General features: G+C 45.4%; 24 protein-coding genes. 14 read left to right on the top strand and 10 right to left on the bottom strand.

The window, feature by feature from the left end:
- Positions 1-153 precede the first annotated feature (153 nt).
- Complete coding sequence (locus R8O70_RS17215; protein WP_031780811.1) at positions 154-594, bottom strand: Lrp/AsnC family transcriptional regulator; 441 nt, start codon at positions 592-594, stop codon at positions 154-156.
- 114 nt (positions 595-708) lie between these two features.
- Between R8O70_RS17215 and R8O70_RS17210 the strand changes: the two genes are divergently transcribed.
- The gene (locus R8O70_RS17210; protein ID WP_064369529.1) at positions 709-1,293 is read left to right on the top strand and encodes a LysE family translocator; all 585 of its coding nucleotides are present in this window, start codon (positions 709-711) and stop codon (positions 1,291-1,293) included.
- A 179-nt stretch (positions 1,294-1,472) separates the two neighbouring features.
- On the top strand, positions 1,473-2,246 hold the full coding sequence (locus R8O70_RS17205; protein ID WP_062730859.1) for a siderophore-interacting protein: 774 nt from the start codon (positions 1,473-1,475) through the stop codon (positions 2,244-2,246).
- A gap of 99 nt (positions 2,247-2,345) precedes the next feature.
- Here R8O70_RS17205 and R8O70_RS17200 read toward each other — a convergent pair whose 3' ends face one another.
- Positions 2,346-3,218, bottom strand: coding sequence for a LysR family transcriptional regulator (locus R8O70_RS17200; protein WP_017633836.1), 873 nt, complete (start codon positions 3,216-3,218; stop codon positions 2,346-2,348).
- An 80-nt stretch (positions 3,219-3,298) separates the two neighbouring features.
- On the bottom strand, positions 3,299-4,105 hold the full coding sequence (locus R8O70_RS17195) for an arylamine N-acetyltransferase family protein (RefSeq protein ID WP_017633835.1): 807 nt from the start codon (positions 4,103-4,105) through the stop codon (positions 3,299-3,301).
- Positions 4,106-4,398: 293 nt separating this feature from the next.
- Here R8O70_RS17195 and R8O70_RS17190 point away from each other — a divergent pair, with 293 nt between their 5' ends.
- From R8O70_RS17190 to R8O70_RS17170, 5 genes are all read left to right on the top strand, one after another.
- Positions 4,399-5,547, top strand: a complete 1,149-nt coding sequence (locus R8O70_RS17190; protein ID WP_017821027.1) for an S-(hydroxymethyl)glutathione dehydrogenase/class III alcohol dehydrogenase — start codon at positions 4,399-4,401, stop codon at positions 5,545-5,547.
- A 62-nt stretch (positions 5,548-5,609) separates the two neighbouring features.
- Entirely contained in the window at positions 5,610-6,449 is an 840-nt protein-coding gene (gene fghA / locus R8O70_RS17185; protein WP_005374382.1) for an S-formylglutathione hydrolase, read from the top strand.
- A gap of 445 nt (positions 6,450-6,894) precedes the next feature.
- On the top strand, positions 6,895-7,350 hold the full coding sequence (locus R8O70_RS17180; protein WP_005374384.1) for a hypothetical protein: 456 nt from the start codon (positions 6,895-6,897) through the stop codon (positions 7,348-7,350).
- Positions 7,351-7,355: 5 nt separating this feature from the next.
- Positions 7,356-8,453 carry a GGDEF domain-containing protein gene (locus R8O70_RS17175; RefSeq protein WP_005383270.1) on the top strand — a complete coding sequence of 366 codons (1,098 nt, stop codon included), beginning with the start codon at positions 7,356-7,358 and terminating at the stop codon, positions 8,451-8,453.
- 24 nt (positions 8,454-8,477) lie between these two features.
- Positions 8,478-8,867 carry a hypothetical protein gene (locus R8O70_RS17170; protein WP_005374387.1) on the top strand — a complete coding sequence of 130 codons (390 nt, stop codon included), beginning with the start codon at positions 8,478-8,480 and terminating at the stop codon, positions 8,865-8,867.
- A gap of 109 nt (positions 8,868-8,976) precedes the next feature.
- Here R8O70_RS17170 and R8O70_RS17165 read toward each other — a convergent pair whose 3' ends face one another.
- Both R8O70_RS17165 and R8O70_RS17160 read right to left on the bottom strand, forming a co-directional pair.
- Complete coding sequence (locus R8O70_RS17165) at positions 8,977-9,780, bottom strand: Cof-type HAD-IIB family hydrolase (protein ID WP_042522338.1); 804 nt, start codon at positions 9,778-9,780, stop codon at positions 8,977-8,979.
- Positions 9,781-9,874: 94 nt separating this feature from the next.
- The gene (locus R8O70_RS17160) at positions 9,875-10,762 is read right to left on the bottom strand and encodes a LysR family transcriptional regulator (RefSeq protein ID WP_017633830.1); all 888 of its coding nucleotides are present in this window, start codon (positions 10,760-10,762) and stop codon (positions 9,875-9,877) included.
- Between the two features lie 126 nt (positions 10,763-10,888).
- Here R8O70_RS17160 and R8O70_RS17155 point away from each other — a divergent pair, with 126 nt between their 5' ends.
- The 3 genes from R8O70_RS17155 to R8O70_RS17145 all read left to right on the top strand — a co-directional run bounded on the left by R8O70_RS17155 (position 10,889) and on the right by R8O70_RS17145 (position 14,157).
- On the top strand, positions 10,889-11,746 hold the full coding sequence (locus tag R8O70_RS17155) for an MBL fold metallo-hydrolase (protein WP_169628496.1): 858 nt from the start codon (positions 10,889-10,891) through the stop codon (positions 11,744-11,746).
- Positions 11,740-12,360 carry a DsbA family protein gene (locus tag R8O70_RS17150; RefSeq protein WP_017633828.1) on the top strand — a complete coding sequence of 207 codons (621 nt, stop codon included), beginning with the start codon at positions 11,740-11,742 and terminating at the stop codon, positions 12,358-12,360. The genes R8O70_RS17155 and R8O70_RS17150 overlap by 7 nt, the downstream gene beginning before the upstream one ends.
- Before the next feature lie 117 nt (positions 12,361-12,477).
- A complete protein-coding gene (locus tag R8O70_RS17145) occupies positions 12,478-14,157 on the top strand; it encodes an RluA family pseudouridine synthase (protein ID WP_215810138.1) in 1,680 nt (559 codons plus the stop codon).
- Between the two features lie 97 nt (positions 14,158-14,254).
- On the opposite strand, the gene R8O70_RS17140 is transcribed toward R8O70_RS17145, so the two are convergent.
- Positions 14,255-15,595, bottom strand: coding sequence for an MATE family efflux transporter (locus tag R8O70_RS17140; protein ID WP_025768746.1), 1,341 nt, complete (start codon positions 15,593-15,595; stop codon positions 14,255-14,257).
- A gap of 507 nt (positions 15,596-16,102) precedes the next feature.
- On the opposite strand from R8O70_RS17140, the gene R8O70_RS17135 reads away from it, so the two are divergent.
- Complete coding sequence (locus tag R8O70_RS17135; RefSeq protein WP_025768745.1) at positions 16,103-17,251, top strand: GGDEF domain-containing protein; 1,149 nt, start codon at positions 16,103-16,105, stop codon at positions 17,249-17,251.
- A 3-nt stretch (positions 17,252-17,254) separates the two neighbouring features.
- Here the strand turns inward: R8O70_RS17135 and R8O70_RS17130 are convergent, their stop codons facing one another.
- Complete coding sequence (locus tag R8O70_RS17130; protein ID WP_005374405.1) at positions 17,255-17,536, bottom strand: hypothetical protein; 282 nt, start codon at positions 17,534-17,536, stop codon at positions 17,255-17,257.
- A 132-nt stretch (positions 17,537-17,668) separates the two neighbouring features.
- Positions 17,669-17,953 carry a pyrimidine/purine nucleoside phosphorylase gene (locus tag R8O70_RS17125; protein ID WP_005383244.1) on the bottom strand — a complete coding sequence of 95 codons (285 nt, stop codon included), beginning with the start codon at positions 17,951-17,953 and terminating at the stop codon, positions 17,669-17,671.
- A 328-nt stretch (positions 17,954-18,281) separates the two neighbouring features.
- Between R8O70_RS17125 and R8O70_RS17120 the strand changes: the two genes are divergently transcribed.
- Positions 18,282-18,785, top strand: coding sequence for a DUF2850 domain-containing protein (locus tag R8O70_RS17120; RefSeq protein WP_258625317.1), 504 nt, complete (start codon positions 18,282-18,284; stop codon positions 18,783-18,785).
- Between the two features lie 359 nt (positions 18,786-19,144).
- A complete protein-coding gene (locus tag R8O70_RS17115; protein ID WP_258625319.1) occupies positions 19,145-21,691 on the top strand; it encodes a glycosyl hydrolase family 18 protein in 2,547 nt (848 codons plus the stop codon).
- A gap of 168 nt (positions 21,692-21,859) precedes the next feature.
- Here the strand turns inward: R8O70_RS17115 and R8O70_RS17110 are convergent, their stop codons facing one another.
- Positions 21,860-22,717, bottom strand: a complete 858-nt coding sequence (locus R8O70_RS17110; protein WP_086047587.1) for an alpha/beta hydrolase — start codon at positions 22,715-22,717, stop codon at positions 21,860-21,862.
- A gap of 127 nt (positions 22,718-22,844) precedes the next feature.
- On the bottom strand, positions 22,845-23,435 hold the full coding sequence (locus tag R8O70_RS17105; protein WP_086047588.1) for a TetR/AcrR family transcriptional regulator: 591 nt from the start codon (positions 23,433-23,435) through the stop codon (positions 22,845-22,847).
- A 250-nt stretch (positions 23,436-23,685) separates the two neighbouring features.
- Between R8O70_RS17105 and R8O70_RS17100 the strand changes: the two genes are divergently transcribed.
- Complete coding sequence (locus R8O70_RS17100) at positions 23,686-24,711, top strand: acyltransferase (RefSeq protein WP_149191664.1); 1,026 nt, start codon at positions 23,686-23,688, stop codon at positions 24,709-24,711.
- Positions 24,712-25,021: the final 310 nt, after the last annotated feature.

Genomic DNA, 25,021 nt, shown 5'->3' with positions numbered 1-25,021 from the left:
CAGGATGGGATTATTTAGAAGGTAAGAATAAATATGGAAATTGTAAGAGTGCCATCTGCTTTCCAGCATTTGTTGTGAACCATTCTCATACTCGACTGACTCTTTCGAGTCACTTCAAATTCATGTGCCACAAAAACTGTCACTCTCGTTTGGCTATCGCTCGTCTTTTGGTGTGTCCATCACCACCATCGTTGTGATCGACTTGACGTGTTCGCACTCACCCAACACATCAGCATGGAACGCTTTATAAGCGGCGAGATTTTGCGTCTCTACGCGTATGAGATATTCGTTAGATCCCGTAATGTTGTGACATTCCACCACCTCGTTTACAAAACGCACATGCTCTTCGAAACCCAGCTGTGCCTGCTTAGAGTGCGAGGCCAAACCAATCGACACATAAGCGACAAAGCCCACGCCAAGTTGCTGATTATCCAGTACTGCTCGGTAGCCTTTGATCACGCCTTTACGCTCTAAATCTTGCACTCGGCGTAAGGTTGCAGACGGAGATAAACCAACGCGTTCCGACAGCTCCACATTGGAGATTCTTCCATCTCGTTTGAGCACTTGCAATATTCTTTCGTCAAATCTATCCATGATGATGTTTCATTGCTTATTTAGTTTCTAATCATCAAATAAAAGCACAATATTGACCTCAGTTCTACTTATAGTTGTTCTCAACTTATCGAGAACTGATTCAAGGAACAATCTATGGAATATCATCAACTGGGCGCTTTGGCGTTGTTCGCTTTTGTCTCCACTTTTACGCCGGGTCCCAATAACATTATGTTGATGACCTCAGGGGCAAATGTCGGCTTTAAACGCACTATCCCACACATGTTGGGCATTACCTTCGGCTTTGGTGCCATGCTAATTTTGGTGGGTATTGGCTTGATGAGCCTGTTCCACGCATATCCAATTACACACTCCATTTTGAAAGTGTTGAGCTTGAGTTATTTGCTGTACTTGACGTACAAAATCGCCACCAGCGACAAAACCGAAGCAAAACACGATTTTCGCCCAATGTCTTTTTTAGGGGCTGTCGCATTCCAATGGGTGAACCCAAAAGGTTGGTCGATGGCGTTGACGGCCATTACGGTATACAGCAGTGGCGGTTCTTGGCTCGAACTGACTTTTATCGCCGGTATCTTCTGTTTAGCCAACTTGCCATCGGTGACATTTTGGACGGCGGCAGGTATGCAATTGCAGCGTTGGTTGACCACCGATAAACGCGTTAAGGGGTTCAACTACAGCATGGCTGCGCTGTTGCTTTTGTCTACGATTCCAATGATATAAGTCCATTTATGGTTAAAAAACGACTCACTTTACGTGGTTAGAGAAAGGATAGAGGTAATATTTTTCTTGAGGCTTTGGCGTTAATTCACAGTGTAAATTTGTTTAAAGACGCTACCCTCTTGTTAGGGAACTTGATAATCTTTAAATGAGAAAGAGAATAATTATCGAGTAAAGTAACAATGAAAAAGAAGCCTCAACCTAAAACGCTTGTTGTCACAGACACAGAAACCATCACTCCAAACATGCAGCGCATTACCTTGCAAGGTGAGGCGCTGAGCCACTTTCCTCGTGACTGCGAAGGCAGTTACATCAAATTACTGTTTAACGATATGGGCGGCGCGGATCTGAGCATCCTGCCAGAAGACGACCGACCAATCATGCGCACCTACACTATCCGACGCTTTCATCCAGAAACCAGTTCAATCGAAGTGGATTTCGTCCGACACGTAACGCAAGATCTGCAATGCGGATTTGCAGCGCGTTGGGCAATGGCCGCGCAAAAAGGCGACACGATCAGCATTGTTGGGCCAGGTAGCATCTCCAACTTAAATACTGAGGCGGATTGGTTCTTCATGGCTGCCGATATGACAGCACTTCCAGCACTTTCTGCGAAAATTCGTACGCTGCCAGAAGAGGCCAAAGGCTACGCTGTGATCAGCGTGATGTCTCCAGCCGACATTCAACCCCTACACGCGCCAGCCGGTATGGAGTTGATTTGGCTAACTGAACAGCAAACCTTGGCTGATAGCGTTCGCGAACTGGAATGGTTAGACGGTAACGCTTCGGTATGGTGTGCCTGTGAGTTCGATTCAATGCGCGCGCTGCGCCAATATTTCCGCAACGAGAAAGAAGTCGATCGCGAGAATATCTACATCAGCAGCTATTGGAAGCAAGGCGTGTCTGAAGATGGGCACAAAGTGATTAAACGTGAAGACGCGGAATCCAACCAATAGTGATTCATGTCTTTTCGATTCCAGCTCTCATCCTAATAAAAACGCCCGGCATCACCGGGCGTTTTAGCAACTTCAGTTGTATTAAAGTTCATGAAAACTCTAATCCGCTAGTTCCTGCGCTAAAAAGTCGATCAACAACCTCACTTTGGGCGATAAATTTCGGCTTTGTGGATACAGTGCCCAAATGCCTTCACGGTCGTCTCGGTAATCGGTCAGCACCTCGACTAGCTCACCGTTATCTAGGGCTTCTTGAACGTAATAGTCCGGCAACTGCACTAAACCCAAACCACGTTTGGCGGCGCCCATTAGCGCAAAACCACTATTGCATTTAATCCTCCCCGACACGCGCAAAGACTTATCGCGTTTATTTTCCTTAAAATGCCAATAATCGACCGAACCAACCAAGCACTGATGTCGAGCCAGTTCGGATAATGTGTGAGGCTCGCCAAATCGCTCCAAATACATAGGGCTAGCACACACGTAATTTTGACGCGACGAAAGACGCTTTGCGATCATGCTGGAATCTTGCAGGCGGCCAAGACGAATCGCCACGTCTACCCCTTGCTCTATCAAATCCAGTTTTTGATTGGTCAGAACTAAATCGAGGTCCACACGCGGGTACTTCTCCAAAAACTGATGCAAGAGCGGCGCGAGGTTCATTTCCCCATAGGTCACAGGCGCTGTCACACGCAGCAAACCTCGCGGTTCGGTCTGCATTTGTGTTACAGCAAGCTCGGCCAGTTCTAGCCCTTCGACCAAATGTTTGCACTGCTGATAATAAAGCTGTCCAGCTTCAGACAGAGAAACTTTTCGCGTCGTGCGATGCAGTAACTTGACCGCAAGACGCTCTTCAAGTGCCGATACGCGGCGACTGATTTGTGCCACTGACGTTTTCAGTTTAGCCGCGGCAGCTGTAAAGCTGTTAGTTTCCGCTACGGCAACAAACTCGCTGACTCCTTCCCAATTCGCCATGCTGTATTCCTGTCGACCTCTTCTAGACAAATAGTGATTACATTGTTCTCGTCGCGCTACGCTTTGAAAACTGGAAAACTTTACGCGTCAGGTAACGGACGAAGATCGTCGTATTGCGCATCAAGCTCAATGCCAAAATATTCTTTCAACGCATCCAGGTAGGTTTGACCTGGCTCTAGCTCTATTTCTGTTAGCTCTTCATGATTGGTGCATCTGAGTGTGTAGTTAAGCAGCGTCACCAACCCACTTTCTGTCGCTCTAGCAGCGACTCTTGCGCTAGTAAAACGCGAATTAGGCGAAGTCGAGGTAAAGAAGTTGCTACATGCAATGTCACCAGCAAACACAAACTCTAGGTCAAAGCTGTATAGATTGTTCCACGTGTCCGTTCCATCGGTTGAAAGCACTTGGAGGAAATAACCAAACTGAGCATCTTTGACAAAACGGAAGGTTTGTAAATCCGTCTGAATCACTTGGTCAAGGATAAATGGCAATGGCGCTCGAGGGGTATTGGAGCCAAAACCCACATCGACAATCCATGTTTGTTCCTCTAACGTCACTAACGTGATTTGATGACTACGACCTGTTGGTGTACCAGACACATGTACACGCCCTAGCAAACTTCGCGCTTCAAACCCAAGAGTGTTGAGCACATCAAGCATTAAACCATTTAATTCAAAGCAGTAACCACCGCGAGAGTGGTACACGGTTTTTTGAATAATATCTTCAATCTCAACAGAGACGCCTCGCTGCAATGCGATGTCAAAATTCTCAAACGGCAGGCAACGATGCTGCGCCACGTGAATTCTGTGCAATGACTCCAAATCGGCGGGCAATTCACTAGGCAAGCCTAGCTTGGTTAAATAGGCACTCAGATCCGTCTTATTCATAATCACTCTTACTTAGCTGATGGTTTGACAGTTTTCTACTTTAGCCCCTCTATCTAACTTCAGGTCAATCACCTTTTCCATTTCCCTTCCGCTTTAAGGAGGCATCGCACTCTTTTTACACGCTCACCTTATCATTATTACGCATATGTAAAAATCATTTTCAAAATGGACGGATTATCATTTTTACTGAAACACCTAAAATGAGCACCAACAAAACGACGAAGCGCGGTAAGCAAACCTTAACTACGCTTATTACGTCACTCCATATACTGAAAATATAAAGGAAACATCCAATGTCGCTTGAAATCAAACCTGGTCAAACTCACATAAAATCAAAAGCAATGGTCGCTTGGGCTGCAGGTGAGCCGCTTAAAATGGAAGAAGTGGATGTACAACTTCCAAAAGCCGGCGAAGTGCTAGTACGCATCGTAGCAACTGGTGTTTGTCACACTGACGCATTCACACTATCAGGTGACGATCCAGAAGGTATCTTCCCTTCAATCCTTGGTCACGAAGGTGGTGGTATCGTTGAAATGGTTGGCGAAGGCGTAACAAGCGTTGAAGTTGGCGACCACGTTATCCCACTTTACACTGCTGAATGTGGTGAGTGTAAGTTCTGTAAATCTGGCAAAACGAACCTATGTCAGGCCGTTCGTGAAACTCAAGGTAAAGGCCTAATGCCAGATGGCACAAGCCGATTCTCTATCAACGGCGAAACTATCTTCCACTACATGGGTTGTTCTACTTTCTCTGAGTACACGGTTCTTCCAGAAATCTCACTAGCGAAAGTAAACAAAGAAGCACCACTTGAAGAAGTTTGTCTTCTCGGTTGTGGCGTAACCACTGGTATGGGTGCGGTATTAAACACAGCTAAAGTTGAAAAAGGCGACACAGTGGCAATCTTTGGTCTCGGCGGTATCGGTCTTTCTGCAATCATCGGTGCTCGCATGGCTGGTGCCAGCCGCATCATCGGTGTAGACATCAACGAAAGCAAATTCGACCTAGCGAAACAACTTGGTGCAACTGATTGCATCAACCCACAAAAATTCGACAAGCCAATTCAAGAAGTGATTGTTGAAATGACAGACGGTGGTGTTGACTACTCATTCGAATGTATCGGTAACGTAAACGTGATGCGCCAAGCACTTGAGTGCTGTCACAAAGGTTGGGGTGAGTCAGTCATCATTGGTGTTGCTGGTGCAGGTCAAGAGATCTCAACTCGTCCATTCCAACTGGTAACTGGTCGTGTATGGCGTGGCAGCGCTTTCGGTGGCGTTAAAGGTCGCTCTGAGCTTCCAGAAATCGTAAACCGTTACATGGCTGGTGAATTCGGCTTACAGGAGTTCATTACCCACACAATGGGATTAGCAGACGTCAACAAAGCGTTTGATCTGATGCATGAAGGTAAGAGCATCCGAACAGTTATCCATATGGATCAATAATGCTGCCTCAGGCTCTCCTTTTGGGGAGCCTGAATTCCTTCTGCTAATTAGAGAGTTTATTCATGACCATTGAAAATGTAAGCCAAGCCAAAGTGTTTGGCGGTTGGCACAAGCAATATACACACGAATCCAATGCCCTAAACTGCACCATGCGCTTCGCGATATTCTTGCCACCTAACGCAACGAAATCAAATCCCGTACCCGCGCTATACTGGCTCTCTGGTTTAACGTGTACCGATGAGAACTTTATGCAGAAAGCGGGCGCATTTCGTATGGCGGCCGAGCTTGGCATTGCGATCATTGCACCAGACACAAGTCCGAGAGGCGAAGGTATCGCTGACGACGAAAGCTATGACCTAGGAAAAGGAGCTGGCTTTTACCTTAATGCGACGCAAGCACCTTGGTCACTGCATTACTGCATGTACGACTATGTGACCGAGGAGTTACCTGCGATCATCGAAAGTAACTTCCCTGTCTCTGACGTGAAGTCAATTTCCGGTCACAGCATGGGCGGCCACGGAGCGCTCACCATTGGTCTGAAAAATTCAGAACAGTACCGTTCTATTTCAGCGTTCAGTCCAATCAGTAACCCAATGCAATGCCCTTGGGGACAAAAAGCCTTTACTGCTTACTTAGGCAAGGAGCTTGAAAGCTGGAAGCAATACGATGCAAGTGAACTTCTAAAACAACAACAATCACCATTACCAATTTTGGTTGATCAAGGTGATGCTGATGGCTTCTTAAATGAGCAGCTTAGACCGGAAGCGCTGATTGCTGCGGCAAAAATACACGATTCAAACCTAACCTTGAGAATGCAACCAGGCTATGACCATAGCTATTACTTCATCTCAAGCTTTATTGAAGAGCACCTCAACTTCCATGCAAAATATTTGTTTGCATAGTTAAATTAAGTAAGCTCATGAAATAAAAAATAAAGTCACCAAAACTAGGTGACTTTATTTTCTTTACGTACTAACAAATACATATCTGAATATCGATGATTTAAATATGTAAAATAATGTAACTTAAGAACAAATTCGACATCCCATTTCTCGCCTTATTAAATTCTCATTTCCGACACAGTATCTTTATTAAAAATGACACAAAGTTGCACTAAAAACCAATTAAATACCGCGAAATCATTACGAAACTCTACCATCATCCCAATACTCTGAGCTTTTAATTAAGAAGCAACTTAATAACCTTGACGTGACGTAAACCGACAGTTATTTTTGAAACATAACGTATTATAAAATCTCATCCGGTTGGCTCTATAATTATAAATAAATTACCGCTAGCACCTTTGTCCTAGCTAAGAAAAAAGAATAAAACTCAAAAGGGCATATGATGAAAAAGATAGTCGCGCTAGGTCTGTTTTTTGTTGCGCCATTCTTGTCTGCAAATACGATCGTATTTAGTAGTAGCCAGCAGCCTAGTGTCATACTGGAACTGGAAGAGATCCAAGCTTTACCTACCACTAGCTACACGATGACATTGCCTTGGCTTCCTGCCTCGTCAGAGTTTTTAGGCGTTAAACTCAGCACGCTTCTTACACACGTCTACGGAAAGGTACCAGAGCAGGTTGATATCAGCAGCTTAAACGACTATCACTCGACATTGTCCCGACAAGATATTCTTCGATATCAACCAATACTGGCTTATCAACAAGATCAGAATTACATAAAAGTCAGGAATAAAGGCCCTTTCTGGGTGATATATCCACTCAATCTCTATCCAGAGCTAAACTACAATAAATATCATGCGCAAATGGTATGGCAAGTAAATGAAATAAAAGAAAAATAATAAGAATGAAGTTATCAGAACCCTATTCTAAGAAACAAAGAATATTGCAATATTCTACCACCAGCAAAATGCTGCTGGTGGTGTTTGCCGTTTCTTTGCTTCTCGCGAATGTCGTGCTTTTACAGCAAACACGTTCACTCTCACAGAATTTTAATAACGAACAAAAACAAGCGACTTGGTTTTTATTCCAACTCTCCAAAGAACTATCAGAACTTGTCGGCGAGGCCAGACGGTTAGATGAAAACGTATTGAATATTGATGGTGCAGAGCTTCAATACGAGTTAGCGTGGAGTCGCTTTGACTTATTGACCAGTAGCACGAAAGCCAATAAGTTCTTTTCTCGGAACAACATGCACCTTTACTTCATTAACCTTTTTGAAGAGTTCAAAGAGCTAGAAAAACAACTAGTAGAAGCTAGAACAGGTGATAGCCAAGCTGCTGCTGCATTTTATCGTTCAACTCAAACACTATATTTAGGCTTAATAGACTTCGTTAATCAAAACTTCCGTCTAAGCAGTAAAGCTTATGAAGCACAAAAAGGTCAAACCCAGCGCTTAATGCAAGCACAATATATGTTGTTTGCGACGTTCGTTTTGTCGATTATCTCTCTAACTTATTTCTTTTATCGTGAATCCCATTTTCATAGAAAATTGGCGCTCAGCGACCCTTTGACGAACCTAGGGAACCGCAATGCACTATTCATAACCCTAAACAAATTTACTCAAGAAAAAAGGCCCTTTTCTCTCTGGATTCTAGATTTAAATGGTTTTAAAGAAGTCAACGACACACACGGACACCAAGTTGGCGACACTGTACTGCGGGAAATCGCTAGGCGACTTAATTCTATGGCACTCAATGATTTTACTGTTTATCGCATGGGAGGAGATGAGTTCGCGGTTATCCTTGAAGGTGAACATCTCAATGAAGAGAACGTACGTGAGCAGATAAATACCGTCTTTGATGCACAAATATTAAACTCCGATAAAGTCTCAACACTTTCAACAAGCATGGGCTTAGCGCAATACCCTAAAGACAGTGACAATGTTGACTTTCTTATCAGCATAGCGGATAAGCGCATGTACAAAATGAAATTTCAACGTTAAACGGTATATATGATGAGAAAGTTCATGCAAGTACTGCTTCTACTGGCAGTCATTGCGGCAGGTGTGTTGGCTTGGGTATTTATTCCATCGCACGAAACCATCGGGCAAAAAACGCTTGAGCAGGCACTCAACGACGACTACAGCCTAGTTGGACATCGAATCTACTCAACCGATCCGGATGCTGGCAACCGATTCGGCTACTTCGTATTGGCAACGGGCCAGAGCATTGAAGAGCAAGAGCCGTTTTTGGTCACTTCGGATCAGTTTATTCGCATGGAGAAAACGGGTGATAATACCTTGTCTGTGACCGTCAATGGCCGTATTTACCATTATCATAACGACTTGTGGGTGCCAAAATCAGACGGGAAATTGCAACACTTTTTAGTCAGTGCAACCGCCAAGTACGTACGCTAAAACGGGAACATTACTACCCCCTCCCACCACACACACAAAAAAAACAAAGCCCCGCATACACTGCGGGGCTTTTTACGTGAAGAAGAAAATAACATCGAAAGAATGAGCGTTACTTCGCTAATACTTTCTCTTTAATCACTTTGAGTACCCCAGCCTCTTGGTTGCTTGGCGCAGAATAACGAGCAATTTTCTTAATCTCTTCGTGCGCGTTGGCAACCGCGTACGAATGCTCACTGACTTGCAGCATTTCGAGGTCATTGAGGTAGTCACCAAACGTCATGGTTTCTGCCGGAGTAAAATTCATCGTCTCTTGAAGATGCTGAATGGCCGCACCTTTAGAGGCCTCGGCATTCATCACATCCAGCCAGATTTTTGCACTCACCACGACTTTATGCGTTGCGCCAAACTTTGCGTTCATGGTCGGGAACAGGAGCTCTTCCGAACCGTCAAAGTGACAAATTGCTACCTTAATAAACTCGTCTTCGACCTCAAGCAAATCCGGCACATATTCACAGCGGTGGTAGTACTTTTGAAATTCTTCCAGCGATTGCTGATCATGCGTTTCGATGTACGCCGAGCGCTTGCCACACAATACGATGTTCGCCCCGTCAATCTCACGAGCCGCTTTCACAATCTCCAACACTTCCGCTTTAGGAATGGTACAACTGTAGAGCTCTTTGTCTTGGTACATCACCAAGGTGCCGTTTTCAGCCACATACAACAGTCTGTCTTTGATTGGCGCGAACGTGTCTCGCAGGCTGTAATACTGACGACCAGACGCAGCGGAGAACAAAATGCCTTGCTCTTCCAGTTGCAAAAACAGATCGAAAAACTCTGGATCCAAACGACCGTACTGGTCAAGCAATGTGCCATCCATATCGGAAGCAATAAATTTGATGCAAACTTGTGACATTAACGAAAACTCTAAATGATGCTGCGAAAATATATCCATGTAAGGTACAGGATCTTGTATGAATCTCAAGTCGGGATGACGACGCTTTTCGCATTCACCAAGGGTGCTGTTTAAAGTAATCTTCACTGTGATCGATGAAAGCTCTCACCGCAGGAGACAAGTGTTTACGTGATGAATACAGCGCGTAAATGTTGAGATCATTTGGCTTCCAATCCGGCAACACCGACTCAAGCTGACCCGATTTGAGATAGATATTGCTCAAGTAAGTTGGCAACATCGAAATACCCATGCCTTGTAAAGCGCCATGCAATAACGCCGTGGCCTCATTGCTGGTTAGGCGACACTCAATTCCCACCGATTCGAACTGGTCGCCCTGAGACAAATGCCACACGTGACGCTCAAAGTTTTTGTATCCCAAACAGTCGTGTGAAGATAAATCTCGCGGATGCGCGATCGCGTGGTGAGTTTGTAAATATTGCGGTGATGCTACCAACACCGATTCGCACACCGCAATCGGCTTACCAATCAAAGAAGGATCGGGATCTGACGCAATTCGGATCGCCAGATCGATGCGTTGTTCGGTTAGATCACTCACTGAATCTTGCAGATCTATGTCGATATACACTTTGGGGTGCTTTTGCATAAAACTGTTTACTACGGGGATCAACTGTGAGAATCCAAATGAAGTACTAGACGCAAGACGGATTTTTCCGGACAGCTCACCATCAACGGCAATGTTCGACGTTAATGTATCGGCCTGTTTTAACCAGCGCTCAATCTGAGGCAAGCTGCGCTCCCCTGCGGTGGTGAGGGACACCTTGCGCGTGGTGCGGTGTAACAAACGAGTTTGCAGCCAGTTCTCCATCGCCTCTACATAACGAGTCACCATTGGCCGAGACATGTCTAACCGCTCTGCGGTCGCGGTAAAACTGCCAGAATACACCACATCCACAAACACTTTTGCTGCCGTTACTCTATCCATACATTTGATCGAAATAAGAAATAGTGATGCACATTATTGTGTATTTTTCCGAGCGTATCAATTTCCTAATATAGCTCCCGTTCCCAAGCCATGGTCGCTTGGCCCCAAATTCTTTAGGAGCTTATTATGAAAAAATTAACTTTGATTGCTGCATCCATTTTAATGGCAAGCCCTGTCCTAGCCTCTCCCCTTACTCTTGAGGTTTACAACGCCGACGGTAACAGCTTCCACGTAAACTCAACCTTGGTATACGGTGAGACTGACGCCATGGTTATCGACACTGGCTTCACCAAAGCTGACGCGATGCGCATTGCCGCTAAAGTGCTGGACTCAGGCAAAACGCTTAAAACCATTTTTATCAGCCAAGCGGACCCAGACTACTACTTTGGCGCAGAGGCCTTACACCAACAGTTCCCTGATGCGCAGATCATCACAACGCCTGCGGTTCAAAAAATTATTAAAGAGAAATTGGCTGGAAAGCTGGCGTACTGGGGACCAAAGCTTGGCGCAAACGCACCGGTAAAACCAGTGATCCCTGTCGCGTACGATAAAGCATCATTGGAGCTAGAAGGTCATAAGATTGAAATTCGTGGTAACCATGGCACATCAGCACACCGCCCTTACCTATGGATTCCAGATAACAAAGCGATTCTAGGTAACGTAGCCGTGTACTCAAACGTACATTTGTGGATGGCAGATGCCGCTGACCAGACCGCCATCAATGCTTGGGAGCAGCAACTTAGCGAGATGCTTGCGCTTAAACCTCAAGTGGTCATTCCTGGTCACATGAAAGCAGGCACAAAGCTGAACGCAGACACCATTCGCTACTCGCAACAATACTTGCAGGATTTTCAGCAAGCGAAAAAACACAGCAATAACAGCGTTCAACTCATTGACACCATGTCTGCGAAATACCCAGAAGCTCAATTGCCAATCGCGCTAGAAATCGGTGCGAAAGTGCATACTGGTGAAATGTCATGGTAACCGTGCATTACTTCTTCGATCCCATGTGTGGTTGGTGCTACGGGGCATCACCACTCATCGAAGCCTTGATGGACACCTCTCAATTTAAGGTAGAGCTTCATCCCGGCGGTATGATTGAGAAACGCGCGATTGAACCTGAATTTCGTCAGCACATCATCAACAGTGACGCTCGTATTGCAACCGAAACCGGAGCGACGTTTGGTGAAGCATATCTGCAACGCGTGAAAAGCGAAGATGCGTTTGTTCTTGATTCTTATCTACCAACACAAGCGATCTTGAGTGCGGAAAAAATGGGGCTGAATCCATGGCACATGCTAAAGGCCATCCAATCTGCGCATTATCAGCTCGGGTTAAAAGTGAATGAAGCATCGACGCTCAAAGCCATTGCAGAATCGCTAGGTTTAGCAAGTGATGCGTGGGAGCAAAACATGGCGTTAAGCGAAGCCGAACTAGATGAGAGAATTCGCTCTAGCCGACAATTGATGCGACAGTTACACGTTGGTGGTTATCCAACCCTGATTGCAGAAGTAAATGGCGAGTACTTGACCTTACCGCACTCGGCCTACTACGACAAACCGGCACAGTGGAAGCTTGCATTACAAAAACTGCGATAAGCTCTTCTCCACTCGCTCTTGTTCTTAATCCAAGAGCGAGTGCCAACACCGACATGGCAATCCTGACTCAAACAGGTACAATCCTCGCTCGATTTTTTACTCTCGCGGATACCCACCATGCACTCGCCTGAACATTGTTTTACTCGTTTTACTGCTGATATTTCTGGCTATGAATTGCCAACGCAGTTTACGTTTCCGTTCTACTACACGCCGCATCCTCTTTGCGTTATGGCCGCAAAGCAATTGCAACAGCACTTATTAGCGCAAACCGACTTCGAACACGATTTTGGTTTGGTTAATGAAGAAACGGGGCGAGGCAAAATGTTTGGCGTATTACTAGTAGAAAGCCCTCAAGGCGATCTCGGCTTTTTAAGTGCGTTTTCTGGCAAAATTGCTGACCAAAACTTGATTCCAGGATTTGTCCCTCCTGTGTACGACATGCTGACCGATGAAGGCTTCTTCCGCGCAGAAACGGATGCCATCAACGCCGCCAATGCGGAGTACAAAACCTGTGCCGCGAATCCGGAATTAGCGGATCTTAAAGCGCAAATCCAAGCCGACCGAGCCGCTTATCAGCAAGAGGAGCAAACACAGCGCCAAGTGATGATTGATGGCCGAGCAGCACGCAAGCGACAGCGCCAACAGGGCGAGCAAACGCTCAATGCCGATGACCTCAAAATCTTGTTGGATGAGTTGGGTAAACAAAGTGTCGCCGAGAAAAACGTTCTCAAATACTTAAAGCAAGCGTGGGATGAAAAGCTTGCAATCAAAGAAGCGCGATTGGCCGAGTTAGAGCAGCAACTTGCTCATCTGAAAGAGCAGCGCAAGACACTCTCCAACGCTTTGCAGCACAAACTGCATAAACAATACCGCTTTCTAAACAACCATGGCGAAGCACGCGACTTGGTGGACATTTTTGCGGACACCACAAACCCAGTCCCACCAGCAGGTGCGGGGGAATGTGCTGCGCCAAAACTGCTTCAATACGCGTTTAAACACGAATTCAAACCGCTGGCGCTGGCAGAATTTTGGTGGGGTGTGTCGCCAAAGTCTGAAGTTCGCCAACACAAAAAATTCTACCCATCGTGCAACAGCAAATGTCAGCCGATTTTAGGCCATATGATGCAAGGGCTGGACGTCGAACCCAACCCATTAGCGGAGAATTGGGCAGAAGACAAAGAGCTGGAGATAATCTACCAAGACGACGCTATGGTCGTCGTCAACAAGCCCTCGGGCTTACTTTCAGTGCCTGGTAAAACTATCAAGGACTCTGCTTATACGCGCCTACAAGCGATGTACCCTGATGTGGAAGGGCCGTTTGTGATTCATCGCCTCGACATGGCGACCTCTGGCATTTTGGTGTTTGCCTTAACCAAGCGCGCGAACAAAAGTCTGCAAAAACAGTTTATGGCTCGCGGCGTAAAAAAACGTTATATGGCAATGCTCGAAGGCGTATTAAACGAGCCTGAAGGGGAAATCTCACTGCCAATGCGTGGTGACCCTGACGACCGCCCACGTCAACTGGTGTGTTTTGAACACGGGAAACATGCAGAAACCTACTGGCAACTGATTGAAGTCAAAGATGGGCGCAGCAAGGTATACATGTATCCGAAAACCGGGCGTACTCACCAACTACGTGTACACAGTGCTCATCACATGGGGTTAAACATGCCGATGGTTGGTGATGGTTTATACGGCGAAAAAGCCAACCGCTTACACCTGCATGCTGAAATGCTAGAGCTGGATCATCCATACAGCAAAGAGCGCATGGTGTTCAAAGCTGAGTGCGAATTCTAACGTCTTCCCGATTTTAAATAACAAAAAGGCACTGACTAACAGTGCCTTTTTTGGTTTCTAACAACAGAATAGGCGTGATGCGCAATACCGAAAACCGTTAGCTCACCTTAAACTTGGTCCACACCTGAGAGCGCCAACGTCTTGCCATGATGATACCACGTACCCATTCATCGAGTGCGATTGCCATCCAAGCCCCTAAAACGCCATAACCCAAGTGGATGCCAAAGATGTAAGAGAAAAGCACGCCTAGTCCCCACATACTCAAAATCCCCATTTGCACTGGGAACTTGATGTCACCCGCGCCTTTGAGCCCCGCGATAAAAATCAGGTTAAACACACGTCCGGCCTCGAGCAAAATTGAGCCCATGACTAACGAACCTGCCAATGCGAGTATCTCTGGTTGATCGGTAAATACGCGCAGAATCTCTTCTCTAAACAGGTAAATCAGTGTGGTTGCCGCCGTTGATGCCACAAATCCCACTAAGAAGTAGATTTGTACGCGTTTTAAAATGCTGCTCACCCAACCTTTACCGATGTAGTAACCAGTCTGAATTTGCGCTGCCTGACCAATTGCCAACGCGAAAGCAAACGAGAAACGGGCAATGTTTTGTGCATAAGTGAAAGCCGCCAACGATGCCGTCCCCATTTGCACCACAAAATACACAATGCAGATTTGCGCCACGTTGTAAGACAGCACTTCACCCGCGTTCATGCCGCCGATTTTTAAGATCTTTTTGTAAATCTCTGCGGGCACTTGTTTCATGGTCGACATCGGTAGTTCAATGCTGCTGCGAGCGAGAATAAACCATAACATTAACGTACCGATGACTTGGCTGACGACGGTTGCTATTGCTACACCTTGCACACCATACACAGGTAAACCGAATGGCTGGTAAAGCGCAATATAGTTACCAATGATGTTGAACACACCCGAGATCAAATTCACCACCATTGGGGAACGTGAATAACCATGACTACGCAGAATAGTTGTAAAAACAACGCCAATCGTAACGTTAAACGTCATCGCACCGCTTATCAGCAGATATTCATGAGCGTACTGCTCAACTTGCGCTTCCAAGCCGTAATACGGGAGTAGGTATATCGCACCAAGTACGGCAATCACACTCAATAGCACACCGACGAGCACAGACAGCGCAATACTCGCAACACCAACGCTCACTGACTCTTGCTCGCGTCCAGCGCCATTGTATTGGGCAATCAAAATCCCCGTACCGCTACTGACAAACGTCGAAACGATGATTAAAAAGAAGGTAATCTGCGTGATCACACCAACAGCGGATACGGCTTTGTCTGAGTAGCCACTCAGCATGAACACGTCACTGGTTCCTAAAGCCGTCCGTAGCAAAATTTCGACAAGAATTGGCCAAGCTAATGCCACGATGGACATTCGTTGGTTGATGTTTTGGCTTTTAGGCATGCTTGTAACCTTTCCTACAACTAAAAACTGCCTCACAATATTTGTGAAGCAGTTTAAAAATAGTGACTCGAACGAAGCTCGATATGAGGTTGTGATTTAGCGCGGATTCTAGTCGCATATTGGTCATAACGACAACAATATTTCGCCCTGTTTCGGAAAAATATTTCTAATGCATTTTCGAAACGACATATGCCTTGACGATACGTAGAGCAGAGATTGGTGAACAATACTCTCAATCAACGAGCACCGAACAGAATCAGGATAATCAATAGAAATGCGTCTAACTAGATACATTACTTTGAATTATCAGTCCAACCATATAGAGCCATGAAGAACCGTCATGAAAACCTGCATGCGCCACCATTCCTCTTTGAACACTCGCACCAAATCACACTGATGGCTTTGCACTAAAAATGACTGATATCACATTTGGAAACTTTGTTGTTCTATTTATCGCGAAAATACCGCCTAGAATAAGCGTACACGTTAATTAAGCAAGGATACGTAATGTCGACATTGGCTGGGGCGCGCTTAGAAGAAATGGCGGACATCCGCTCAACAAGAAAAAAGAAAATTGTCTTTTTATGCTCCAGTATCGCCGCTGCCTGTTTAACTTATGGTTCCATTGCTCAATCACTTGAGAATAACTGGGGCTTAAGCTTTTTCCATGCTTTGTGTGCCTTGGCATGCTTAGCAATCAGTTATGTAATAAAAGTCCAGCGGCACCATCAATACGCCGACTTATGGCTAAGTGCTGTCTTAATGTTCGAAGGGTTATTGTTACTTCTGTATAACGACGCTCCGTCAGGCAAAATGTTATGGCTATATCCTATTGTCGCCACTCTGGTATTAATTAATGAGTTTAAGGTCGGTCTGTTGTTCAGTGGCACCTACATTTTACTGATCTTTTTTGGGGTCGCTTTTTTAGATCGACTGCCAACAGCCACAGAAATCATAGAGCGGAGGTTGATGCTGACCCTGATAGCGACCGCGTTTGTGTGTCACACGTTCTCGTATTACTACACGAAAGTCCTCAATTACATTCAAACACTGTATCGTGAAGGGATTGAGGAGTTAGCATATTTTGACCAGCTCACTGGGCTTGCCAATCGCTGGAGCTTTGAGACTTGGGCGCGCGCAAAGCTCGATGAAATCAAGCACTCATCTGATGACAGCATCACCGCATTGGTCTTTCTCGATATCGATAACTTCAAGCACATCAACGACACCTACGGGCACGATATTGGTGACCAAGTACTTCAAGCCTTCGCCACTCGATTAAAAAATAACATTCGCAACAAAGACAGAAAAACCGATAAACATGACTACTCCATCGCTCGATTTGCGGGCGACGAGTTTGTAATCATGCTTTACGATGTAAAAAGTAAAGATGACCTCGACAGCATCCTAAAACGGATCGTGAATCTGTTTCCGACAGGTTACCGAAGCTACGATATGATTAACGAGTTAACGATGAGTGTAGGTGCTGCTATCTATAAGCAAGATGCAAAGGATTTGTCTGAATTGACTCGATGTGCAGATAAAGCAATGTACGCAGCTAAACATACTGGTAAAAACCAGTACGCCTTTTATGAGCACTGCAATACGGAAGAACAGTCAACATCTGATGCACCAGCGGTACCAGAAGCTTGCTAATGACTAAGCGAACACATGCATCACCCAAAGCCCCACAACGAGGAATACGATTAACCACACTACTTGCAACGTTCTGTTCGGCTTGTCTTGCTGACGAGTGGGGTGATCTTTAAACGCACGGCCCTTCATTTTGCCCATTAAGCTCTTTCCTAGAGCACGTCGATAAAATTCACGTCTCTTATGAGCGGCATTGGCAACTTCGGTAAAGCGCTGTCTTTGCTCATTGGTGAGATCTTTGTCCTCGTAACGAGGAGGGAGATCAGAATGCTTGCGTTGTACTGCCATCACTTCCTCCCTGGTCGATGGGTACATTTTTATTAAGTATATACCCAAATAACCAAAAAGATGCGTTATAAGTGAAGCACATAGACGAAAAAACCACCCGAAGGTGGTTTTATGACGAGCAACAAATGAACGCTAGAAGTACTCACATAAATACGCAGTCGCTTCTTTCACTTGAAGCTCAAATGAAGAATTACCTTCCACTTCAAAAAACTCACCACTTTGATAAGTCGTCCAATCGCTCTCGCCAACACGCTTGACCACAAGCGCACCTTTTACAACCGTCATACGCTCTGGTGCTTGAGTACCAAACGTGTACTCACCAGGAAGCATCACACCAACGCTAACATCCTGATCTTTCTGGTTAAAGCCCAGTGATTTTACACTACCAGCAAAATAGCTATTTTCCTTAATATTCATTATTGGTTTCCTTATCAAAAGTCCGCTCTTTTTTACCTTGTTTCTTTCCGTTACTCAAGCTTTGAAAGCCATTAAACTCAACGTAATAACGCACATCCTTTGCTACTGAGCGAGAACCTCTTTTCACGAGGATTAATCAGGCGACCTAAACCGAGCAAGAAAAACTGCGAAGTAATGAATGTGAGCAAACAACAAAATCATCAATAAGATGTGTATCTGAATGTAAAAGTGGACATTAGATCATAGTTTCGTCGTCTCAATGGCGGGATTGTTTGTTTTTAAAAAGGAAGGTTTCCACCATGTTAAAAAAGTGGAGAAAATTAGATCTATGACGGACTCGACTCGCCGAAGGCGAAAAGCACGACAAGAACCAAAACTTTCATTTTTGGCTCGCCACCAACCCAAAATCTTCAAGAGTACATTTGTCTGCTTCGGGATGGGTCTGTTGACGTTTTTTGGCTATCAAATCCACCTATCCTATCAAGACCACATTGATCCGAAAAAGGTGTACGGCGAATGGATTGAGATTGGCGCGCCACCCTACCAAACAGAACGTCTCGTTTTCACTGAAGATGGGGTATACCGAAACCATCGACTTATTACGACGGAATTTGAATTCGATGGCAAGGTCATCACGTTGAATACCGGATTAGGAAAGACCGCGTATCAGATCTCAGGCTCTCATCTTTCACCTCAAATACGCCGTATTGAGCCTCTTATTCCAGATCAGCGATTCATTCGTAAAGGATTTGAGCATACCGTTCAGGGCTCAGAAACCGGCGCAGCCTCTAAACGTCGCGCCGCGTTGAGTGAACACTTCAGCCGTGACTAATACGTCTTCACGGCTATTTTTCCTTTCAATTCTCTTTCTATATCAATGAAACAAAACCTTAATAAACAACAAAATAAGGCCTTCATCGCATTTAACTAACTCGTTACTGAGTAAACAATAATTTTAGTTTCTGCTGAGATTTTATAAATTATTGACTCAGTCTGACACTTTCTGTGTAACAGAGTGCGAGTTTTAGTTAAGTTCTCTCAAGTGCCTCGAAAACCGTCTTAATTTTTTTTGACGAAAAAAAACTCTCTGAAATGCTGAGTGTGATGCTTTTGCACGTGAATCATCTTATCTGGTGCAAGAGCAGCCTATGTTCTAGGTAGAACATGAATCCAAGGATTGAGAGAGAAGTTATGATTCGATTTAACCTATGTGCAGCTGGAGTTGCTTTAGCGCTATCAGGCGCTGCAGTTGCGGCTCCAACCGCACCAAGTATCGATATGTACGGTTCCAACAACCTTCAGTTTTCTAAAATTGAACTCGCGATGGAAACCACGTCAGGCTACTACGACATGGTGAAATACCATGAGCAAGCGAAGATTACTGTTAAATTTAACCAGTGGAGTGGCACACCTGGTGACACTTACAACGTCTATTTTGATGGTGTAAAAGTAGCAAGCGGCCCTATCACTGGTAGCCAAACGACAGCTTCGTTTGAATACGGCCAAGGTGGCTTATACCAAATGGAAATCGAAGCATGTGATGCGACAGGTTGTGCGAAAAGCGCACCAGCTGAAATCACGATTGCAGATACCGATGGTTCTCACCTGAAGCCACTAACGATGAATGTTGATCCAAACAACAAAACCTACAATACCGATCCAAGCGTCGTGATGGGTACGTATTTTGTTGAATGGGGCATCTATGGCCGTGACTACACCGTCGATAATATGCCGGTCGACAACTTGACTCACATCCTTTACGGTTTTATCCCAATTTGTGGCCCAAATGAGTCTGTGAAGTCTGTTGGCGGCAACAGTTTCAACGCGCTACAAACTGCTTGTACAGGTGTGCCTGATTATGAAGTCGTTATCCATGACCCTTGGGCTGCTTATCAGAAGAGCTTCCCACAAGCTGGTCATGAATACAGCACGCCTATCAAGGGTAACTACGCAATGCTAATGGCATTGAAACAACGTAACCCTGATCTAAAAATCATCCCATCGATCGGTGGTTGGACACTGTCTGACCCATTCTTCGATTTCGTGGACAAGAAAAACCGAGACACATTCGTCGCATCAGTTAAGAAGTTCCTGAAAACTTGGAAATTCTACGACGGTGTTGATATCGACTGGGAATTCCCTGGCGGCGGCGGTGCAGCAGCCGATAAGGGCGACCCTGTAAACGATGGCCCAGCATACATCGCACTGATGCGTGAACTGCGCGTAATGCTTGATGAATTAGAAGCTGAGACAGGCCGTACTTACGAGCTAACGTCCGCTATCGGTGTCGGTTACGACAAGATTGAAGACGTAGACTACGCAGATGCAGTTCAGTACATGGATTACATCTTCGCAATGACTTACGACTTCTACGGCGGTTGGAATAACGTTCCTGGTCACCAGACTGCGCTTTACTGTGGTTCATTCATGCGTCCTGGTCAGTGTGACGGTAGTGGCGTTGATGAGAACGGCGAACCGTACAAAGGTCCTGCTTACACAGCAGATAACGGCATCCAACTTCTTCTTGCTCAAGGCGTTCCTGCGAACAAGCTAGTACTTGGTACAGCAATGTACGGTCGTGGCTGGGAAGGCGTAACTCCAGATACGCTAACCGATCCAAACGACCCAATGACAGGTACTGCTACAGGTAAACTGAAGGGCAGCACAGCACAAGGTGTTTGGGAAGATGGCGTAATTGACTACAAAGGCATTAAGTCATTCATGTTAGGTGCAAACAACACTGGCATTAACGGCTTCGAGTACGGCTACGATGCACAAGCAGAAGCACCATGGGTATGGAACCGTACTACGGGCGAGTTGATCACATTTGATGACCACCGTTCAGTGCTAGCAAAAGGTAGCTACGCGAAGTCTCTTGGTCTTGCTGGTCTATTCTCTTGGGAAATTGACGCGGATAACGGTGACATTCTAAACGCGATGCACGAAGGTATGGCTGGTGGTGTGGTTCCTCAACCAAACCGTAAACCAACCGCAGCCGCTGGCGCAGATCAATCGGTAACAGGTCCTGCAAATGTGGTTCTAGATGGCAGCCTGTCAAAAGACTCTGACGGCACCATCGCAAGCTACGCTTGGGAACAAGTATCTGGCACAGCAGTGGTACTAACAGGTGCAAACACAGCGAAAGCAAGCTTTGATGCAGCAGAAGTTACTGTTGAAGAGCAATTAACTTTCAAGCTGACGGTGTCTGACAATGAAGGTGCAACGGCATCTGACCTTGTTGTAGTAACTGTGAAGCCAGCAGGTGTGGTTGACCCAGTGAACAACGCGCCAGTAGCGCAAGTTGTTGCTCCAGCAACAGCAAACGCTGGTGACGTTGTGGTTGTAGATGCATCTGCGTCTAGCGATGCAGACAACGATACCCTGACATTCAACTGGACTCTACCTCAAGGTCTGAATGCAACGGTTGAAGGCTCTAAAGTCACGTTCACTGCTGCGGAATACCCGCAAGACACAAGCTTAAGCTTCACTGTAAGTGTGAGCGACGGTAAAGCGTCTTCATCGGCAAGCGCGACAGTGGTTGTTGCACAGCACACAACCGATCCGAACCCTGGTACTTGTGACAACGCATGGGATGCGAGCGCAGTGTACACAGGTGGTAACCAAGTGACTCACGCAGGTAAAACGTGGGAAGCGAAATGGTGGACTCAGGGTGACGATCCTAGCCAATCTGGCGAATGGGGCGTTTGGAAAGAAGTTGGCGTAGCTAACTGTAACTAATTTCAGCCTTGCAGACGTTCTGCTAAATAAACAAAGGACAGCTTCGGCTGTCCTTTTTGGATTTAACCTCTTAACGAGGAGAGCAACACCAGAGACGAAAAAGTCTGAGGTGTTACTTTCAAACCGAATTAGCGCAAAACGGAGCGAATCAATCAGTAAAAGTAAGGGTTACCAAGCACTATCGAGCAAACGGTCAAAACTACTGAAGACTTGCCCACACTTCATCACTCGACCATGCCCCTGACCTTGTGTTGTCACTAACTCAACGTTTTTAATCTCTTCAGCCGCTTTTGCCGAGACACTGTATTTGGTGAACTTGTCTTGCTCATCGTGAATAATAATGGTGTGAGACGGACGCTCAGACAAACGCTTCATCGGATCAATGGACTGTAACGGATAACCAAATTGGTCTTCAACTTCTGAAACCACAGCATTAAAAAGCTTCATCGAGTAACCGGAACGTGCAATGCTACCGAATAAGTTCTCTACGTAATTTAATACCGGAGCAATAAGCAGCAAAGGCTTGTTTTCTAATTTACTGTGCCTACACTCAAGAGCAGAAGCGGTGCCCATGCTGTGCCCAACTAGGCCAACAATATCCTCGACCGTATCCAACACATCTTCTAATCCTCTGACAAACCCCGGAATGTGCCCATACTGCCCCTCACTCTCACCATGTGCCGGATGATCGTACGCCAAAGCAGTAAACCCTTTCGACGCAATATGTTCCATCAGTGGATAAAACTGACTTGCCGTTCCAGACCAACCATGAGTTAGCACCCAAATAGGTCCAGAGCCCAAAGTATAGGTTTTGATGATGCCTGCATGCCCTTTAATTTCACCTTTGATAAGCCCTTGAGGTTCAATATTTTTAGGTTGCGTACGAGCAGGTGTCAGAAGAAGCTTGCGCGCGGTCTTCTTTGCATGTGACGGGGCCAGTGTATGGTGTAACCGAGTACTAATGTTCACCAAACTGCGCTTAATACTGAAACGTTGCGATGTATTAAAGTAAATTTTTTCACTCATAATCATGTCCTTAACTATCAGCTTTGCACAAAATAGAACGGTCGTGCTTTTTATGCTGATAAGAAAGAGCGAACTCAGCCGCTCTTGTGATTTTATGTCTACGAATCTGGGAAGCGATTAACCGATATTAGTCTTTCCAGCGAGAAAATAAGTTGTCGATCCCTTGCCAAAACAGACGCAAGCTTTCTTGCTCACCTTTAATTGAGTAAAAAACATGCGCACTCAAATAGAGACCGTACAAATCAAACGTTGCTTGGCGTGTATCTAAGTCTGCTGCAAATTCTTGCTTCTCTTTGCCTTTCGCTATTTGGATCTCCAAATAACTCAGCCAAGTGTCTATGGATTTACGCAGTCCGGCCTGAAGCGGGCAATCTTTATCTGCCGTATCATTCCAAGCGTCAAGAAACATACAACTTCCTTGGAATGCGTGATTCCAAGTCATCCAAGAGTCGAGCAACCCTCGAATTTTACGCTCGATATTGCCATCCCCGAGTTCTCGAGCAGGCTCAATAACCCGATCAGCGAACACTTTATTGGCGTGATCAAGCACCGATAGCTGTAAATTCAACTTCGAATTAAAGTGGGCAAACAGACCACTTTTCGACATACCGCATTGCTTGGCTAACTCTCCAATCGTAAGACTTTCTAATCCGTCTTCGCTGGCGATCTCAAAAGCCCGCTGCAGAATAAACTCTTTTGTCACTTTTCCTTTTTGCATAATCTTATTTTTAGCACGATCGTTCTTTTTTGCAATCTAGAGTTAACTGGTCTAACCATTATTCAGTGCTATTTTCGACTCACGAATCAGGTATTGATTGCGTTAATAGGTTAATAATTAAGAAGTTTGAAGTAAGTCTTAATTTTCGAAACAGCTTCAATGTAAGCGCAAGTCTGTTGACTTTTTCACGTATTACTTCAACAACAACCTGCTATTTTCACCTAAGTTTTTTATTTAGGTAAACAATGTAATGGCAAAGAAACAAAAAATAGCCAGCTTAGAGTTTGCACGTATCATTGCGATGCTTGCGATTGTGGGTTTGCATTGCCAGATGGCACTGACGTACTGGCAGTGGAATGGGATACCATGGGTTGGCTATATGCTCAACCAACTGGCTCGTTTTGCTGTTCCGCTGTTCTTTCTCATCTCGGGTTATCTAATCCAGCCGAAGTTGAGTCACTCACCTATCGATACTCTTAAGAACTACGCCAAACCGTTAATGAAGGTTTGGCTCATTTGGAGCATGATCTGTTTACTGATGCCATTCCAATGGCAGACGGTCGCTGAGGCTGGGTATCTCGCCGAAAGGCAAGGTTATTGGGGGTACTTAATGTCAACCCCGATCAATTCACTCATCGAAGGCGGACTCGTTCATCTGTGGTTTATTCCGGCTCTGGTCATTGCCGTAGCGTTAATTGCCTTTCTCGTGCATATCAATATGGTGCAACTGATACTGCCAACTGCAGTATTGTTATACATATACGGGGTCTTTGCTGGCAGTTACGCGACCATTACCGACCTGCCAGCGCCTTTCTTTACTCGTAACGGGCCTTTTTTCAGCACGTTGCTAGTTGTTCTGGGTTATTTCGCACGAGAAGCGCAGTGGCGGTGGTCGCGAAACAATACGGTTCGATGCATTATTCTTGGCATAGCACTGCATTTTGGTGAAGCTTACTGGCTGATGCAACATGACATCGCTTTCAACTCGCACGACTTCCTATTCGGTACCGTTATCTGGGCTGTAGGTGTCTTTATGTGGCTTTTGGCTCACCCTCATTTTGGCGACATGCCTTGGGTCTTCAAACTATCTCCTAGCGTGTTAGGAATATATGTTAGCCATCTGCTTATCATAATTGTCATGATGAATGTCGCTGGATTTATCGGGCTGCAACACCTCGCGAAAGATGTGTTTATTTATCCTGCAACGATTGTTGCAACCATACTGCTTGTGAAAGCAATTGACGCTTCACCGTTGAAAAAATGGCTCCTACGCTAAATGCATTCAGCTCTAGATATAGCTAGCTTTAACTCAAAAGGGTTAGAGCTAGCCAGTTAAAAATGAGATTTCTCTCTCACTGACCAATTTTTGACTTTCTAATCCTTCAGAATTTGCTTTCACTCACAAAAAACATTGTTCATTTCCTTTAAATTGGCTCGACTATTACAACATTGCTCATTAAACGGAGGCTGTATGTGGGCAGGTCAAGGGCTCGTTCCTTTTTTAGAGATTAGTCACTGGTTAACTTACGGTTTATATGCCGCTGCGGTTTTATTCGGCGCAGCAAGCATTGCGTCACTCAGAAAAT

The sequence above is a fragment of the Vibrio sp. 779(2023) genome (assembly GCF_033344285.1).
GTDB classification, from domain to species: Bacteria; Pseudomonadota; Gammaproteobacteria; order Enterobacterales; family Vibrionaceae; genus Vibrio; species Vibrio alginolyticus.
The sequence above is the reverse complement of the archived record's forward strand: the minus strand, read 5'-3'. Positions and strand labels throughout refer to the sequence as shown.

Coding starts and splice junctions, on each gene's coding strand:
- R8O70_RS17105 (WP_086047588.1), bottom strand. CDS start 23,435: ATGCAAAAAGGAAAAGTGACAAAAGAGTTTATTCTGCAGCGGGCTTTT.
- R8O70_RS17180 (WP_005374384.1), top strand. CDS start 6,895: ATGAAAAAGATAGTCGCGCTAGGTCTGTTTTTTGTTGCGCCATTCTTG.
- R8O70_RS17215 (WP_031780811.1), bottom strand. CDS start 594: ATGGATAGATTTGACGAAAGAATATTGCAAGTGCTCAAACGAGATGGA.
- R8O70_RS17135 (WP_025768745.1), top strand. CDS start 16,103: ATGTCGACATTGGCTGGGGCGCGCTTAGAAGAAATGGCGGACATCCGC.
- R8O70_RS17155 (WP_169628496.1), top strand. CDS start 10,889: ATGAAAAAATTAACTTTGATTGCTGCATCCATTTTAATGGCAAGCCCT.
- R8O70_RS17130 (WP_005374405.1), bottom strand. CDS start 17,536: ATGGCAGTACAACGCAAGCATTCTGATCTCCCTCCTCGTTACGAGGAC.
- R8O70_RS17140 (WP_025768746.1), bottom strand. CDS start 15,595: ATGCCTAAAAGCCAAAACATCAACCAACGAATGTCCATCGTGGCATTA.
- R8O70_RS17165 (WP_042522338.1), bottom strand. CDS start 9,780: ATGTCACAAGTTTGCATCAAATTTATTGCTTCCGATATGGATGGCACA.
- R8O70_RS17160 (WP_017633830.1), bottom strand. CDS start 10,762: ATGGATAGAGTAACGGCAGCAAAAGTGTTTGTGGATGTGGTGTATTCT.
- R8O70_RS17205 (WP_062730859.1), top strand. CDS start 1,473: ATGAAAAAGAAGCCTCAACCTAAAACGCTTGTTGTCACAGACACAGAA.
- R8O70_RS17150 (WP_017633828.1), top strand. CDS start 11,740: ATGGTAACCGTGCATTACTTCTTCGATCCCATGTGTGGTTGGTGCTAC.
- R8O70_RS17125 (WP_005383244.1), bottom strand. CDS start 17,953: ATGAATATTAAGGAAAATAGCTATTTTGCTGGTAGTGTAAAATCACTG.
- R8O70_RS17100 (WP_149191664.1), top strand. CDS start 23,686: ATGGCAAAGAAACAAAAAATAGCCAGCTTAGAGTTTGCACGTATCATT.
- fghA (WP_005374382.1), top strand. CDS start 5,610: ATGACCATTGAAAATGTAAGCCAAGCCAAAGTGTTTGGCGGTTGGCAC.
- R8O70_RS17145 (WP_215810138.1), top strand. CDS start 12,478: ATGCACTCGCCTGAACATTGTTTTACTCGTTTTACTGCTGATATTTCT.
- R8O70_RS17190 (WP_017821027.1), top strand. CDS start 4,399: ATGTCGCTTGAAATCAAACCTGGTCAAACTCACATAAAATCAAAAGCA.
- R8O70_RS17195 (WP_017633835.1), bottom strand. CDS start 4,105: ATGAATAAGACGGATCTGAGTGCCTATTTAACCAAGCTAGGCTTGCCT.
- R8O70_RS17175 (WP_005383270.1), top strand. CDS start 7,356: ATGAAGTTATCAGAACCCTATTCTAAGAAACAAAGAATATTGCAATAT.
- R8O70_RS17170 (WP_005374387.1), top strand. CDS start 8,478: ATGCAAGTACTGCTTCTACTGGCAGTCATTGCGGCAGGTGTGTTGGCT.
- R8O70_RS17120 (WP_258625317.1), top strand. CDS start 18,282: ATGACGGACTCGACTCGCCGAAGGCGAAAAGCACGACAAGAACCAAAA.
- R8O70_RS17115 (WP_258625319.1), top strand. CDS start 19,145: ATGATTCGATTTAACCTATGTGCAGCTGGAGTTGCTTTAGCGCTATCA.
- R8O70_RS17200 (WP_017633836.1), bottom strand. CDS start 3,218: ATGGCGAATTGGGAAGGAGTCAGCGAGTTTGTTGCCGTAGCGGAAACT.
- R8O70_RS17110 (WP_086047587.1), bottom strand. CDS start 22,717: ATGAGTGAAAAAATTTACTTTAATACATCGCAACGTTTCAGTATTAAG.
- R8O70_RS17210 (WP_064369529.1), top strand. CDS start 709: ATGGAATATCATCAACTGGGCGCTTTGGCGTTGTTCGCTTTTGTCTCC.